This is a genomic window from Sphingopyxis sp. (genome assembly GCF_965279755.1).
Lineage (GTDB): Bacteria > Pseudomonadota > Alphaproteobacteria > Sphingomonadales > Sphingomonadaceae > Sphingopyxis.
In genome coordinates this window covers 3,500,582-3,514,566 of sequence record NZ_OZ257261.1, presented here as the reverse complement: position 1 = coordinate 3,514,566, position 13,985 = coordinate 3,500,582, and the positions used below count along the sequence as shown (strand labels likewise).

General features: G+C 65.5%; 14 protein-coding genes. 9 read left to right on the top strand and 5 right to left on the bottom strand.

The annotated features are described in order from the left end of the window. Positions 1–97 precede the first annotated feature (97 nt). From ACQY80_RS17370 to ACQY80_RS17360, 3 genes are read left to right on the top strand one after another with little or no spacing between them, the layout of a single operon-like run. Positions 98–1,318, top strand: a complete 1,221-nt coding sequence (locus ACQY80_RS17370; RefSeq protein WP_428682105.1) for a DUF3419 family protein — start codon at positions 98–100, stop codon at positions 1,316–1,318. A gap of 2 nt (positions 1,319–1,320) precedes the next feature. Next, a complete protein-coding gene (locus tag ACQY80_RS17365; RefSeq protein ID WP_428685919.1) occupies positions 1,321–1,959 on the top strand; it encodes a class I SAM-dependent methyltransferase in 639 nt (212 codons plus the stop codon). 35 nt (positions 1,960–1,994) lie between these two features. Beyond that, positions 1,995–2,594, top strand: a complete 600-nt coding sequence (locus ACQY80_RS17360) for a GNAT family N-acetyltransferase (RefSeq protein ID WP_428682103.1) — start codon at positions 1,995–1,997, stop codon at positions 2,592–2,594. Here ACQY80_RS17360 and ACQY80_RS17355 read toward each other — a convergent pair. The 4 genes from ACQY80_RS17355 to hemA all read right to left on the bottom strand — a co-directional run bounded on the left by ACQY80_RS17355 (position 2,583) and on the right by hemA (position 5,087). Further along, positions 2,583–2,735, bottom strand: a complete 153-nt coding sequence (locus ACQY80_RS17355) for a hypothetical protein (protein ID WP_428682101.1) — start codon at positions 2,733–2,735, stop codon at positions 2,583–2,585. The two genes, ACQY80_RS17360 and ACQY80_RS17355, sit on opposite strands and share 12 nt — an antisense overlap. A gap of 9 nt (positions 2,736–2,744) precedes the next feature. After that, positions 2,745–3,428 (bottom strand): nitroreductase, encoded by a 684-nt coding sequence (locus tag ACQY80_RS17350; RefSeq protein WP_428682100.1) that lies wholly within the window; start codon positions 3,426–3,428, stop codon positions 2,745–2,747. After that, the gene (locus ACQY80_RS17345) at positions 3,412–3,804 is read right to left on the bottom strand and encodes a DUF695 domain-containing protein (protein ID WP_428682098.1); all 393 of its coding nucleotides are present in this window, start codon (positions 3,802–3,804) and stop codon (positions 3,412–3,414) included. Before ACQY80_RS17345 ends, ACQY80_RS17350 begins: the two co-directional genes overlap by 17 nt. A gap of 68 nt (positions 3,805–3,872) precedes the next feature. Then, positions 3,873–5,087 (bottom strand): 5-aminolevulinate synthase, encoded by a 1,215-nt coding sequence (hemA, locus tag ACQY80_RS17340; RefSeq protein ID WP_428682096.1) that lies wholly within the window; start codon positions 5,085–5,087, stop codon positions 3,873–3,875. Positions 5,088–5,313: 226 nt separating this feature from the next. On the opposite strand from hemA, the gene ACQY80_RS17335 reads away from it, so the two are divergent. Then, positions 5,314–5,835 carry a hypothetical protein gene (locus ACQY80_RS17335; RefSeq protein ID WP_428682094.1) on the top strand — a complete coding sequence of 174 codons (522 nt, stop codon included), beginning with the start codon at positions 5,314–5,316 and terminating at the stop codon, positions 5,833–5,835. Between the two features lie 7 nt (positions 5,836–5,842). Here the strand turns inward: ACQY80_RS17335 and murI are convergent, their stop codons facing one another. Beyond that, complete coding sequence (murI, locus tag ACQY80_RS17330; protein WP_428682092.1) at positions 5,843–6,655, bottom strand: glutamate racemase; 813 nt, start codon at positions 6,653–6,655, stop codon at positions 5,843–5,845. 126 nt (positions 6,656–6,781) lie between these two features. Here murI and plsY point away from each other — a divergent pair, with 126 nt between their 5' ends. The 5 genes from plsY to topA all read left to right on the top strand — a co-directional run bounded on the left by plsY (position 6,782) and on the right by topA (position 13,952). After that, positions 6,782–7,378 carry a glycerol-3-phosphate 1-O-acyltransferase PlsY gene (gene plsY / locus ACQY80_RS17325; RefSeq protein WP_428682090.1) on the top strand — a complete coding sequence of 199 codons (597 nt, stop codon included), beginning with the start codon at positions 6,782–6,784 and terminating at the stop codon, positions 7,376–7,378. After that, entirely contained in the window at positions 7,375–8,457 is a 1,083-nt protein-coding gene (dprA, locus tag ACQY80_RS17320; protein WP_428682088.1) for a DNA-processing protein DprA, read from the top strand. Before plsY ends, dprA begins: the two co-directional genes overlap by 4 nt. 114 nt (positions 8,458–8,571) lie before the next feature. Then, positions 8,572–10,164, top strand: coding sequence for a vWA domain-containing protein (locus tag ACQY80_RS17315; protein WP_428682086.1), 1,593 nt, complete (start codon positions 8,572–8,574; stop codon positions 10,162–10,164). Positions 10,165–10,291: 127 nt separating this feature from the next. Next, positions 10,292–11,284 carry a hypothetical protein gene (locus ACQY80_RS17310; protein WP_428682084.1) on the top strand — a complete coding sequence of 331 codons (993 nt, stop codon included), beginning with the start codon at positions 10,292–10,294 and terminating at the stop codon, positions 11,282–11,284. A 112-nt stretch (positions 11,285–11,396) separates the two neighbouring features. Beyond that, positions 11,397–13,952 carry a type I DNA topoisomerase gene (gene topA, locus ACQY80_RS17305; RefSeq protein WP_428682082.1) on the top strand — a complete coding sequence of 852 codons (2,556 nt, stop codon included), beginning with the start codon at positions 11,397–11,399 and terminating at the stop codon, positions 13,950–13,952. The last annotated feature ends 33 nt before the right edge of the window (positions 13,953–13,985 follow it).

Genomic DNA, 13,985 nt, shown 5'->3' with positions numbered 1-13,985 from the left:
ACGCTGTCGCCGATTTGTCATCGATACGACGCGGGAATCGCAACAAACGCTGCCATGCGCGGCCCCGGATCCACCTTGTCCCGGGAGACCGTATTTCATGGCCAGCCAGCCCAATCGCAAGATCGCCGCCGCCGTCGTCCGTGAGGATGCCGAGCAGAAACAGCGCCTGCTCGATCGCGCCTTCGCACTCGCGTTCAAGGGGCTGGTCTATGCGCAGATATGGGAAGACCCGGTCATCGATATGGAGGCTCTGGCGATCGAGCCGGGCAACCGTATCGCGACGATCGCGAGCGGGGGCTGCAATGTCTTCTCCTATCTGACCGCCGACCCGGCCGAGATCGTCGCGGTCGACCTCAACACCGCGCATGTCGCGCTCAACCGCCTGAAGCGCGTCGCAGCGCAGCGACTGCCCGATCAAGAGAGCTTTCACCGCTTCTTTGCCGACGCGAACAGCGGCGCGAATATCGCAAACTATCGCGCCTATGTGCGTCCGCATCTCGACGACACCAGCCGACGTTATTGGGAAGGCCGCGATCTGGTCGGGCGCCGCCGGATTAACGGTTTCGCGCGCGGACTCTACAAGCGGGGACTGCTCGGCAATTTCATCGGCCTCGCGCATCTGGTCGCGCGGATGCACCGGATCGATCTTGGCGAATTTCTGTCCGCGAAGACGGTCGAGGAGCAACGCGCGATCTTCGATACCAAGTTCGCGCCCTTCTTCGATCGCAAGCTCATTCGATGGATCACTGACCAGCGTTCGTCGCTGTTCGGCCTCGGCATTCCGCCCGCGCAATATGACGCGCTGTCGGGCGGCAAACCGATGGCCGACGTGCTGCGCGGGCGGCTGGAAAAGCTCGCCTGCGACTTCCCGCTCGAAGAGAATTATTTCGCCTGGCAGGCTTTCGGACGCGGTTATGGCAAAGGCGCTGCGGCGCCGCTGCCGCCCTATCTTCAGGCGCGCAATTATGCTGCGGTCAAGACGCGGGCCGAGCGGGTGACGATGCTGCATGCGAACATGACCGACATGCTCGCCGTCGCCGACGCCGCGAGCTTCGATCGCTACATCTTCCTCGATGCGCAGGACTGGATGAGCGACCTGCAGCTTGCCGAGCTGTGGACGCAGGTCACGCGCACCGCACGGCCCGGTGCGCGCGTGCTCTTCCGCACCGCCGCCGAGCCGACTTTGCTGCCGGGGCGCCTGCCGGACGATCTGCTCGGCCGCTGGGAGTATCGCGAAGCGGAGTCACAAGGCTACACCCGCCGCGACCGTTCGGCGATCTATGGCGGGGTTCACCTTTATGTCCTGAAGGACGCCTGATGATGACCGGCCATGGCGAGCTGATGGACGGCGTCTATCGCACGCAGCGGCATTTCTATGACGCCACGCGCAAATATTATCTGCTCGGCCGCGATGGATTGATCGCCGATCTGGCGCCGCCGCCCGGGGGCAGCGTGCTCGAAATCGGCTGCGGGACCGGACGCAATCTGGTCGCCGTGGGTTCAGCCTGGCCGCAGGCGCAATTGTTCGGAATCGATATCTCCGAAGCGATGCTGGAAACCGCGCGCGGGTCGCTGGCGAAGGCGGGCGTCGGCGCAACGTTGGTGCAGGGCGATGCGTGCGATTTCGACGCGGCGGCGCTGTTCGGGCGTCGGGCCTTCGACCGGGTGTTTATCAGCTATGCGCTGTCGATGATCCCCGACTGGAAGGCGGCGCTGGTGCAGGCGGCAAGCTGCGTCGCGCCGGGGGGGCGGCTCGAGGTCGTCGATTTCGGGCAGCAGGACCGCTTGCCGGCCTTGTGGCGCCGCGCGCTCTTCGGCTGGCTCGCGCAATTTCACGTCGCACCGCGTGCCGAGCTGGGGCGGATGATCGCCGGGCTGGCGGCCGAAACCGGCAGCGCGGGGCATTGCCGCAGCCTCTATCGTGGTTATGCGATCCGCGGCGGCCTCGCGCGGCGCTGATTTGCTGCTATCGTCCGCTCGAAAGCGAGGGACGAATGGGCGAGGCGATCACGAAGGCGGAACCGGGCGAGCTGCCCGCGGTGATGGAAACCTTGGCGCAGGCGTTTCAGACCGATCCGGCGCTGTCGTGGATATTGCCCGATCCCGATCGTCGTGCCCGCGCGCTGCGCAGCCTGTTTCGCGTGCTGGTGCCCGCCGACGCCCGCGCCGGCGTGGTCCTGCGGTCGGATGCCGATGTGGCGGCGTCGCTATGGCGCGCGCCGGGGCAGGCCGGCAGCGGTACGCTCGAATTTCTGCGGACCGTTCTGCCGCTGATCGCGACCTTCGGCAACGCCTTGCCGCGCGGGCTGAAGGTGCAGGGCGGCATCGACGCGCACCGGCCCAGGGGACGTTTCTGGTATCTCCATTATGTCGGCGTCCGGACCGCGCATCAGGGCAAGGGGCATGGCGGACGGATCATCCGCGCGCAGACGGCGGTGGCCGACGCCGAGGGGTTGCCATGCTGGCTGGAGACTGCGACGCCGGAGAATGTGCCGCTCTACGAACGGCTGGGTTTCGCTACGGAGGTCGAATGGAATGTGCCCGGCGGCGGCCCGCATTTCTGGGGCATGATGCGGCCCGTTTCAAATCCATGAGACCGCGAAGAGGAGGAGGCCGACGACACCGACGATGATCAGCCCCATGAAGCAGCCGATGCGTTCGCGGCGTTTTTTCAGATCGGGGATGCTGGTCGCGTCAGCCGCGATACCGAGCGCATCCAGCAGATCGAACGGCATCGACCTTTTTCAGTCGTCGAACCCGACGAAGCGCACCGCATCCTCGACACTCTTGCGGTTCGATACGACGGCATTTGCGGGAAAGCTGTCGTCGGGCCAGCCCATCGCGACGCAGATCATGATGACCTGATCGTCGGGAATGCGCGCATGTTCGCGCACGACGGGGCTCTGCATGATGCCTTGGCTGTTGATGACGCAGCCGAGCCCGCGCGACCAGGCGGCATTGACCAGCGCGTTGGTGACCGCGCCGCAATCGAAGGGCGCTATATCGCTACCCAGCAGGACGCGGTCATAGGTGACGACCACGCTGACCGGCGCGTCGAACTGGCGAAAGCCACGTAGCACCCAGTCCTGCCGCGCGTCCTTGTCGTCGCGGGCGATCCCCATCGCGCCGAAGAGCTGCTTCGCAATCTCGATCTGGCGTGCGCGATGATCGTCGGCGATGCCGTCGAAGCGGCGGAATTCGCGGCTGTCCGGCTTGCCGGCTAGGATCCCCTCGGTGTTGCCCTGCCGGATCGCCGCCAGTGCATCGCCGGTGACGACCGAGAAGTTCCAGCACTGGTTGTTGAACGACGAGGGCGCGCGCATCGCGACCTCGATCACTTCGGCCATCAGCGCTTTCGGAACGGGCTTGTCGAGAAAACCACGAATCGAGCGGCGCCCGACGACGACTTCGTCAAATGTCTTCATCATTGCCATCCTGTGGTGCTGTCTGAAGCTCGGTGAGAGCGATCCATTCGGGATCGTCGAAAGCCTGGAACTCAAGAGGTAGTGCCTGCTTGCCTGCCAGAACCCGATTGAAATTGGCCATGAATTCGGCGGTATCGGGGGTGTAGAAACGCCATTCACGAGCGCCGTCCCCGGTCACGACGGCGACACCCGAGCCCCAATGTTTCTCGTAATCGGCGGCATCGAGAACCGCATCCTCGAACTCGGTCATCGCATCAAGCGTTTCGTCGTCAGGGAGCGATCCCGCGCCGGTATCGGCATATTGCCAACGGATGATAATGAGGTTGGAAAACAGCGCGCGGTCCGCGCTCGACGGCATTCCGCTGCGATAGCGCGTCAAAATGGGCCCATTGTGCCCGGTGCCTCGGGCTACGGTCCAATCGTCGGCTGGGAAAATGCCGGAATCGCTCACGCCGCCTTGCGCAGCTCGAGACGATCCCAGATTTCGGCGAGCGCCTCGGTCAGTTCGCGCATCATCGCCTCGTCATGCGCCGGACCCGGCGTGAAGCGCAGGCGTTCGGTGCCGCGCGGCACGGTCGGGAAATTGATCGGCTGCACATAGACGCCATATTCGGCGAGCAGTATGTCGCTGATCTTCTTCGCGCGCACCGGGTCGCCGACCATCAGCGGGACGATGTGCGTCGTCGAATCCATCACCGGCAGGCCGGCGTCGCGGAAGCTCTGCTTCAGATATGCGGCCGCCGCCTGCTGCGCTTCGCGCTCGACACTCGACGATTTGAGGTGCCGTACGCTCGCCAGCACGCCGGCGACGAGCACCGGGGACAGGCTGGTGGTGAAGATGAAGCCCGGCGCATAGCTGCGGATGACGTCGATGATATTCTTGTCGGCGGCGATATAACCGCCCATCACGCCGAACGCCTTGCCCAGCGTGCCTTCGATGATCGTGACGCGGCTCGCGGCTTCGTCGCGGTCGGTGATGCCGCCGCCGCGCGGGCCGTACATGCCGACGGCATGGACTTCGTCGCAATAGGTGAGCGCGTTATACTTCTCTGCAAGATCGCAGATCGCGTGGATCGGGGCGACATCGCCGTCCATCGAATAGACGCTTTCGAACGCGATCAGCTTTGCCGCGTCGGGATCGTCGGCGGCGAGCAGCTCCTCGAGATGATCGAGGTCGTTGTGTCGCCACACGCGCTTTTCGCAGCCCGAGTTACGGATGCCCGCGATCATCGAGGCGTGGTTGAGCTCATCCGAATAGATAATGCAGTTCGGCAGCAGCTTGCCGAGCGTGCCGAGCGTCGCCTCGTTCGAGATATAGCCCGAGGTGAAGAGCAGCGCGCCGTCCTTGCCATGCAGGTCGGCGAGTTCGGCTTCGAGATCGATATGATAATGCGTATTGCCGCCGATGTTGCGCGTGCCGCCCGAACCGGCACCGACGTCGTGCAGCGCCTCTTCCATCGCGGCAACGACCTTGGGATGCTGGCCCATCGCGAGATAGTCGTTCGAGCACCAGACGGTGATCGGCTTCGGTCCGTTGTGGCCGGCGAAGCAGCGTGCGTTCGGAAAGGCGCCCTTGTTGCGCAGAATGTCGATGAAGACGCGATAGCGTCCCTCTTCGTGCAGCCGGTCGATCGCGCGCGCGAAAATGTCGTTATAGTTCACGTCTCAGCCCCGCAGTTCAGGTGCCAGTCCGCCGCCCCCTCCGGCAACGGTATTCCGCGCCGCATACCCCTGAAATTCCCCGAAGGCCAGTGCGAACGATTCGCAGCTATGGGGCAAATTGTCCTATCGGGGCGTTCGAATCCTGACCCCTATTGTGATCGAGCGCATCGCAATATGCGTCCAACGTCCCTAAGCCAAAGCGAAACCGGAACGAAAGGATATCCGTATGCGCCTCGCCCTTGTTGCCATCCTGTCGATTGCTGCAGGCGTGGTGGCCGCAAAGCCGGCGCCGGCCCAGGCGCCCGCGCCGTTCGACGGCGCTTGGATGAGCTGCGAAAGCTGGCAGGGCTCCGAAATCTGCGAATATACCCTGCTCGCACAGCGCGACGACCGGGTCTGCGGCCTTCAACGCTATTTCGCGACCAATGCCTATTATGAGCAGCGGTTCGTCGGGACCGTGAAGGAAAATGTCGCACATATCGAGAAAATCTGCGGCGATCCGGGGTCGGAAACCGATACCTATTGCGCGGGGCGGGCGCCGTCGGGTGCGGCAAAAACGGGGTGGCAGGCGATCGACCGCACATTGGGTCTGTGCAACGGCCAGCTATTCGGCGGACGGGCCGGCTTTCACCCCTGCGCCGGGGCGAGCCGACGGTCGGGCGTGCCGAAGGTCGACGATCTGGGCGGCCATGGGCCCGAACCCGAGGAGCGCGCCTGGCTGGCATCCTGCGTGGCCGGCACCGAATAGTTCCGGACTAGATCGTCTCGATCGACCCGATGCCATAGGGCGCCAGCGCGGCTAGCGGCGGGGGCGGGCGATCGGGGCTGCGCGTGAACACCGCAACGCCGGGCAAGGCTTCGGCGGGCCATGCCTGGCCTTCGGTCAGATGGGCAATGCGCCGCGCGATGCCGGCAGAGCCGTCAATGAGCTGCACGCCGGGACCAGCGGCCGCCTGTAGCTCGCCCAGCAATAACGGGAAGTGTGTGCACGCCAGCACAATGACATCGATCGCTGCGCCGCCACTCTGGTTGCGCAGTCCGGCGATCGCCTGTTCGGCGGCGGTCGCGGTGTCGAAGGGCTGGTCGTTCAGCTTGGCTTCGGCGGCGGTGACAAGATCGGGGCTACCGTGGCGCAGCACGGTCTTGCCGCCCGCAAATCTGGCGCCGAGATCGTCGACATAGGGCTGGCGCACCGTCGCTGCCGTCCCGAGCACGCCGATGACGCCGCTTTTTGTCATCTCGGCAGCGGGCTTGATCGCGGGCACCGTGCCGACGATCGGCAGGTCGAGCGCGGCGCGGACGTGCGTCAACGCGATCGTCGAGGCGGTGTTGCACGCGATCACCGCAAGCCGTGGCTGGTAGCGTTCGACGAGACGGCCGAGCAGGGCGGGGACGCGCGCCGCGAGTTCCTCATTGCTCTTCGCGCCATAAGGCAGCCCGGCGTAGTCGGCGGCATAGACGATCGGCGCGGTCGGCAGCAGCGCGCGTGTCGGACCAAGGACCGAAAGGCCACCAAGACCGCTGTCGAAAAAGAGGATGGGCGCGTCGGCCGCCGGGGAATGATCCATATCGGACGCGGCGATACGACAATCGCGCGCCCGGCGGCAAGCGCGGCGTTGACCCGCGCCCCCGCTTGCCGTCAAAAGGCAGGATCAAGGGCCGGGGTCGAATCCGGCGGGGCAGGGGATGCCGGTATGCTGATCGCGACACTCGCCCTGATGGGCTATCTTCTGGGGTCGATCCCCTTCGGCGTCATCCTGACGCGGATGTTCGGCGCGGGCGATCTGCGCCAGATCGGATCGGGCAATATTGGTGCGACCAATGTGCTGCGCACCGGCCGCAAGGAACTCGCGGTCGCGACGCTGATCCTCGACGGCGCGAAGGGCGCGGTCGCGGTCCTGCTTGCGCGCCAGTTTTTGCCCGAGGCCGGACCCGACGGCGCGATGATCGCCGGCGCTGCGGCGATGATCGGGCATTGCTATCCCGTCTGGCTGAAGTTCCGCGGCGGCAAGGGGGTCGCGACGTTGCTGGGGCTGTCGCTCGCGCTCGCCTGGCCGATCGGCGTCGTCTTCGCGCTCGTCTGGCTGGGAACCGCCCTGCTGTCGCGCATCTCGTCACTCGGCGGGATGGCTGGCGCGGTCGCTGCGCCGATCGCCGCTGCCGCGCTCGGCCACCGGGCCTATGCGATCGGGCTGGCGGGGCTCGCGGTGATCGTGCTGTGGCGGCACCGCGAGAATATCGCGCGGCTGCGCGCGGGCACCGAACCGCGCATCGGAGGCAAGAAGGCGTGAGCCACGCCGAGCGGGTCGCGCGGCTGCGCCTGATCCGCACGCCGAATATCGGACCCGTCAGCTGGCAGCAGTTGATGCTGCGCTTCGGGTCGGGCGAAGCGGCGATCGAGGCCTTGCCCGACCTCGCACTGCGCGGCGGCGGCAAACCACGGATCGCTTCCGCCGACCTTGCCGAGCGCGAGATCGAGCGCGTGGCCGAGTTGGGCGCGAGGCATGTCTTCAGCGACGAAGCCGATTATTCCCCACTGCTGCGCGAGGTCGAGGGTGCGCCGCCGGTGCTGATCGTCCGCGGGGATACCGCAATGGCGCAGCGGCCGTCGGTGGCGATTGTCGGCGCGCGCAATGCGTCCGCCATCGCCTGTCGTTTCGCGCGGCAGCTTGCCGTCGATCTGGCGGCGCGCGGCGTAACGGTCGTGAGCGGGCTGGCGCGCGGGGTCGATACCGCCGCGCATGTCGGCGCGATGGGCGGCGCAACCGTCGGGGTTATCGCAAGCGGGATCGATATCGCCTTTCCGCCCGAAAATGCCGCGCTGCAGGAGAAGATCGCAGCCGACCAGTTGCTCGTCTCCGAACAGCCGCCGGGAACCGAGCCGCTGGCGCGGCACTTTCCGGCGCGCAATCGGATTATCGCCGGAATGGCGCACGGGACGGTGGTCATCGAAGCCGCGCCGAAATCGGGCTCGCTGATCACTGCGCGGCGCGCGGGCGATTTCGGCCGTGAGGTAATGGCCGTGCCCGGATCGCCGCTGGATCCACGCGCGCAAGGGTGCAATCTGTTGATCCGCGAAGGCGCGACCCTGATCCAGAATGTCGACGATGTGCTCGAGGCGCTGGGGCCGATTGACGTGCGTATGACCCGCGAACCGCGTCAGGCGTTTGCGGATTCGTCACCAGCCGAGCCGATGGGTGAGGGTGATCGCGACGTCGTGGCGGCGCTGCTCGGCCCGACGCCGGTGGCGGTCGACGAGATCGTGCGCCAGTCGGGGCGACCCGCCGCGACGGTGCAGCTCGTGCTGCTGGAACTCGAACTCGCAGGCCGGCTCGAACGCCATGCGGGCGCCAGAATCTCGCTGTTGTGATCGTCGGCACTGTCGACCAAACCCCTATAATCTAACGACTCGTCTCGGTTCAGCCACGGTTCAGCGGCTGGCCGACAGCTTGATGTGATTGTATCTCATGCCGGGGAGTGGACGATGCGAAGCCGATTTTTAACGAGCGTTACGATGGTCGCGGTGCTGGCGACGATCCCGTCGCCCTTGCCCGTTGCAACCGCCTCGGCGCGAACGATCGCACCGCAGCAGGGCTTTTGTCGCAACGCCGGACCGCTGCCCACGCTTCCGCCCGAAGCGACGCCGCGTCCGCAGCAATCGAGCAATGTTTACAAGGGCGGCGGCAAGCGCGACCGCGCCGAGATGAAAACCATGCCCGAGCCGATCCCGGCGCCGATCGCTCCGCCGCCTCCGGCACCTCCGCCGCCGATGATGGCACCCCCTGCGCCGTCACCGGTCGCGGAAGCCGTGGTGGTCACAGGGTCGCGGGTTTCGGCCGACACGGCGGCCAGCGCCTCCGCGCCGTCAGATGGCATTGTCGCGGGATCGTCGGCCGATTTCGAAAGCCGCGCGCCGATCATTCCGCCGGGCCGCCCCTATCCGCAGCCCCAACCGCAGTCGGGCATCCTGACCGCAGGCGAGCATGACGACCTGCTCAACCCCGAACTTTATGCCGCCTATGTCAATCGCAGCGGCGATCTGGGGCAGGAGGTTCGCGACCTGCCGCGCGTCGACACGATGCGCGTCGTGACGGTCAAGGTCAGCGACCGCAATGGCCAGCCGGTGCCCTTCGCCGACGTCGTCGTGACGTGCAGCGACGGCAACAGTATTACCATGGCGACGCAGACCGACGGCAGCGCGGTGTTCTTCCCGGGGCTGGACCGGCTCAGCGAGCGGATAATCGTGTCGGCCAGGAAAGCGGGAAGCGTCATCGCAGCCGCGCGGCCCGTTTTGGTCGCCGATGCGCCGGGGGGCCAGACTATCGGCCTGACTGCGAACCAGGCGGCCGTGAAGGCAACCAAGCTCGACCTGATGCTCGTTGTCGATACGACGGGCAGCATGGGCGACGAGATCCGCTATCTCCAGTCGGAGCTGCGTTCGATCATCTCGTCGATTACCGCGAAGCATCGCAACCTCGACATCCGCGTCGGCTTCGTCTTCTACCGCGATCTCGGCGATGATTATGTCACGCGCACCGTCGCCTTCGACCGCGATATCGGGCGCGCGCAGGGCGCGCTGGCACAGCAGGACGCCAATGGCGGCGGCGACTATCCCGAAGCGATGGAGCAGGCGATGATCCGCGCGGTGGGGCAGGACTGGCGGCCCGATGCCGTGAAATCGCTGCTGCTCGTTGCCGATGCCCCGCCGCACGACGACAAGTTCGGATTGACATGGGCGGCCACCGAAGCGGCGCGCGCCAAGCGTATCCACATCACGCCGGTCGCCGCCTCGGGCGTCGCCGACAAGGCCGAATATGCGATGCGCGCGATGGCGGCGGCGACCCAGTCGCGCTACCTGTTCCTGACCGACGATAGTGGTGTCGGCAATCTGCACGCGCCGCCGGCGATCGACTGCTATCTCGTCACCAAGCTCGACGCGCTCGTCCGGCGGGTGATCGACAGTCAGATCAGCGGGCGCCGCATCGAACCCGGCGAAAACGAGGTCATCCGCAGCGTCGGAAAATATGATGGCGGCAAGTGCATCCTGCCCGCCGACTTCAAATGGCAGAACAATTGACGTCCTGACGTCAAAGATTGACACGCCCCCGCATCTGACCGATGCGGGGGCCGTGGGTTGCTTCGATAGCCTCTCTCTTTGGTCGGTAGGGTCGACTGGCGAGGTGAGGGGTCGGAGGATATGACCCATGAAGAAATTTCTGTCGGCCGCCGCCGCGCTGGCGCTGCTGACCCAGCCCGCCATCGCTTTTGCCAAGGATCAGGAACCGGTCAAGATATCGGGACCGGCCAATGCGAAGGGCGTGACCACCGTCGCGGTCGGGGCGTTCAACGTCGGCTTCATCTTTGAATCGGTCGACCAGACGGCGGCTTCGGGCGGCTTGATGGGGGCGTTCGGCGGCACGACCAAGGCAAAGAGCGAACTGGTCGGCGTGACGCCCGAAATGATGCAGGCGATCACCGATGCCGCCTACGTCGACTTCGTTACCCGGCTGACCGCGGGCGGCTATACCGTTCAGCCTGCAGCCGACCTGTTCGGCCACAGCGCACTGGCAAAGACAAAGTCGCAGGAGATACCGCTCGACATCAACATCGCGCTGGAAAAAGGGAGCAAGGGCAAGGCGACCTATTTCAAGCCGAGCAGCTTTCCGTCGCTGCTGATGATCCCCGGCGACTTCATGGGATCGGGGATGAGCAGCATCGGGATCAATATGTCCGCCGGGCAGGCGAGCACGGCCCTCAACAATTATGCGCGCGAGAGCGGCGTCGGAGTGGTCGACGTTGTCTATCTGATCGACTTTTCGCAGCAGAAGCGCCCCGGGGCGTTCAGCTTCGGCGGACTGCAGGTGAACAGCGCGCTGTCGGTCAGCGCCGATTACTCGCGCATCACCCTGATCGCGCCGAGCGGAAAGCAGTCGGTGATCACGATCAAGGCGCCGGTAGCGGTGGAGGGCGAGTTCGTCGAAAAGAGCGATGCGTCGAGCGGCGGCGACAAGGCGCTGCAGTCTGGCGCGAACGTCGCGGGTGGGGTTGCGGCGGTGATGGGCTTCGGCGGCCTGCGTTTCGGCAAGACGCGCAAGTTCGCCTTTACCGCCAAGCCCGGCAATTATGAGGAGGGGGCGACGAAGGCGGCAAGCCTGGCGAGCGAGATGCTGATCGGGCGGCTTGGCGCGATGCGTTGACCTCCGGCCGTTGATCTCCGGGCGGGTGTTCCCTAAATCCGCTTGACGGATGGGCGGAGCGCCCGCCACCCTCGCGCGTGTACGTGAGAGTAATCGGGGAACGAGTTTTTCAATGCAATTGGTGATTGTGGAATCGCCCGCCAAGGCGAAGACGATCGAGAAATATCTTGGTCGCGATTTCAAGGTGCTGGCAAGCTATGGCCATGTTCGCGACCTACCGCCGAAGGACGGCTCGGTCGATCCGGACGACGGCTTTGCGATGCAGTGGCAGCTCTATCCCGACAAGGCGAAGCGGCTGAAGGATATTCAGGACGCGGCGAAGACTGCCGACCGCCTGATCCTCGCGACTGACCCTGACCGCGAAGGCGAGGCGATCAGCTGGCATGTGCAAGAATTGCTGCGTCAGAAAAAGGCGCTGCCGCAGGTTGTCGACCGCGTGACCTTCAACGCGATCACCAAACAGGCGGTGACCGATGCGATGGCGCATCCGCGCGCGCTCGACGACGATCTGATCGACGCGTATCGCGCGCGCCGGGCGCTCGACTATCTGGTCGGCTTCACCCTGTCGCCGGTGCTGTGGCGCAAGCTGCCTGGCGCCAAGTCGGCGGGCCGCGTCCAGTCGGTGACGCTGCGCATGATCGTCGAGCGCGAGCGCGAGATCGAGGCCTTTGTTGCGCAGCAATATTGGTCGGTGACCGGGTTGTTCGAAATGGCCGGCACGCCGTTCAAGGCGCGCCTGTCGCGCTGGCGCGGCGACAAGATCGAACGGCTGTCGATCGGCACCGAAGCCGATGCGCGTGCGGCCGAGGCCGACGTGCAGGCTGGCCATTTTACCGTCGATACGGTCGAGACCAAGCCGCTCACCCGCAACCCGCCGCCGCCGTTCACGACGTCGACCTTGCAGCAGGAAGCCGCGCGCAAGCTCGGATTCTCGGCCAGCCACACGATGCGGGTCGCGCAGGATCTGTATGAAGACGGCGCGATCACCTATATGCGTACCGACGGTGTCCAGATGGACGGCAGCGCGATCAGCGCCGCACGCAAGGCGATCGCGACGCGCTATGACGGCGGCTATGTCCCCGACCAGCCGCGGCAGTATCAGACGAAGGCGAAGAACGCACAGGAGGCGCACGAAGCGATCCGGCCGACCGACTTTTCGAAGGACAAGGTTGGCGGCGGCGATCATGCGCGGCTGTATGAACTGATCTGGAAGCGCGCGATGGCGAGCCAGATGGCGTCGGCGCGGCTCGAGCGCACCAGCATCGACCTCAGCGATGGCACCGGCAAGACGGTGCTCCGCGCGACGGGGCAGGTGGTGAAGTTCCCGGGCTTCCTCGCGCTCTATGATGAAGGCCGCGACGATGTCGAGGATGAGGACGCGCGCCTGCTTCCCGCGATGGCCAAGGGCGATGCGCCGGCGAAAACCGGCATCGAGGTCGAGAAGCACGAAACGCAGCCGCCGCCGCGCTATTCGGAAGCGAGCCTCGTCAAGAAGATGGAAGAACTCGGCATCGGGCGCCCGTCGACCTATGCCTCGATCCTGCAGGTTCTGAAGGATCGCGCCTATGTGCGCGTCGAAAAGAACCGCTTCATCCCCGAGGAGAGCGGGCGATTGCTGACGGCGTTCCTCGAACGCTTCTTCAACCGCTACGTCGAATATGATTTCACTGCCGGGCTCGAGGAAGAACTCGACGACGTGTCGGGCGGCCGCGCGCAGTGGCAGGCGGTGCTCGAGCGCTTCTGGCGCGACTTCAAGCCGCGCACGGGCGAGGTGATGGAACAGAAGCCGTCGGAGATCACCGCGGCGCTCGACGAATTCCTTGGCCCTTACCTGTTCCCCGACAAGGGCGACGGCAGCGATCCGCGCCTATGCCCCAATTGCGGCACCGGGCGCCTCGCGCTGCGCGGCGGCAAGTTCGGGCCGTTCATCGCGTGCAGCAACTATCCCGACTGCAAGTTCACGCGCAAATTTGCGCAGCCGGGCGGCAGCGACGGCGCCGACACCGGGCCTGAGGCGATGGGCACCGACCCCGAAAGCGGGCTGGAAGTGTCGAAGCGCAGCGGGCGATTCGGTCCTTATATCCAGCTCGGCGACGGCAAGGAGGCGAAGCGTTCGTCGATCCCAAAGGATATTCCGGCCGAGGATTTCGATCTCGACTATGCGCTGCGGCTCCTCAGCCTGCCGCGCGAGGTCGGGGTGCATCCCGAGAGTGGCAAGGCGATCATGGCAGGGCTGGGGCGCTATGGCCCCTATCTGTTGCATGACGGCAAATATGCGAAGCTGACCGGCACCGCCGAGATCTTCGACATCGGCATGAACGCCGCAGTGGCGCGTATCGCGGACGCCGCGAATGGTGGTGGACGTGGTGGCCGAGCCAAGGCGGAGCCGCTCAAGACGTTCGGCGCTCATCCGACCAGCGGCGGCGAGATGAAGCTGATGGCGGGACGTTTTGGTCCCTATGTCACCGACGGAACGACCAACGCGACCTTGCCCAAGACCGTCGAACCCGACGCCTTGACCGAAGAGGAAGCGATCGCGCTGATCGATGCGCGCGCCGCCAAGGGCCCGGTGAAGGGCAAGAAGAAGGCACCCGCGAAAAAGGCGGCGGCAAAGAAGCCCGCTGCCAAGAAGGCACCGGCCAAGAAAAAGGCGGCGGCGGAAGAATAGGGAGCACCGATAATTCGCCGGGATGACGCATAA

What these genes read in the sequence shown, in the direction of transcription:
- topA (WP_428682082.1), top strand. Translation starts at nt 11,397, where the DNA reads ATGCAATTGGTGATTGTGGAATCGCCCGCCAAGGCGAAGACGATCGAG.
- ACQY80_RS17365 (WP_428685919.1), top strand. Translation starts at nt 1,321, where the DNA reads ATGACCGGCCATGGCGAGCTGATGGACGGCGTCTATCGCACGCAGCGG.
- ACQY80_RS17310 (WP_428682084.1), top strand. Translation starts at nt 10,292, where the DNA reads ATGAAGAAATTTCTGTCGGCCGCCGCCGCGCTGGCGCTGCTGACCCAG.
- ACQY80_RS17355 (WP_428682101.1), bottom strand. Translation starts at nt 2,735, where the DNA reads ATGCCGTTCGATCTGCTGGATGCGCTCGGTATCGCGGCTGACGCGACC.
- ACQY80_RS17350 (WP_428682100.1), bottom strand. Translation starts at nt 3,428, where the DNA reads ATGATGAAGACATTTGACGAAGTCGTCGTCGGGCGCCGCTCGATTCGT.
- ACQY80_RS17315 (WP_428682086.1), top strand. Translation starts at nt 8,572, where the DNA reads ATGCGAAGCCGATTTTTAACGAGCGTTACGATGGTCGCGGTGCTGGCG.
- ACQY80_RS17360 (WP_428682103.1), top strand. Translation starts at nt 1,995, where the DNA reads ATGGGCGAGGCGATCACGAAGGCGGAACCGGGCGAGCTGCCCGCGGTG.
- ACQY80_RS17370 (WP_428682105.1), top strand. Translation starts at nt 98, where the DNA reads ATGGCCAGCCAGCCCAATCGCAAGATCGCCGCCGCCGTCGTCCGTGAG.
- ACQY80_RS17335 (WP_428682094.1), top strand. Translation starts at nt 5,314, where the DNA reads ATGCGCCTCGCCCTTGTTGCCATCCTGTCGATTGCTGCAGGCGTGGTG.
- murI (WP_428682092.1), bottom strand. Translation starts at nt 6,655, where the DNA reads ATGGATCATTCCCCGGCGGCCGACGCGCCCATCCTCTTTTTCGACAGC.
- plsY (WP_428682090.1), top strand. Translation starts at nt 6,782, where the DNA reads ATGCTGATCGCGACACTCGCCCTGATGGGCTATCTTCTGGGGTCGATC.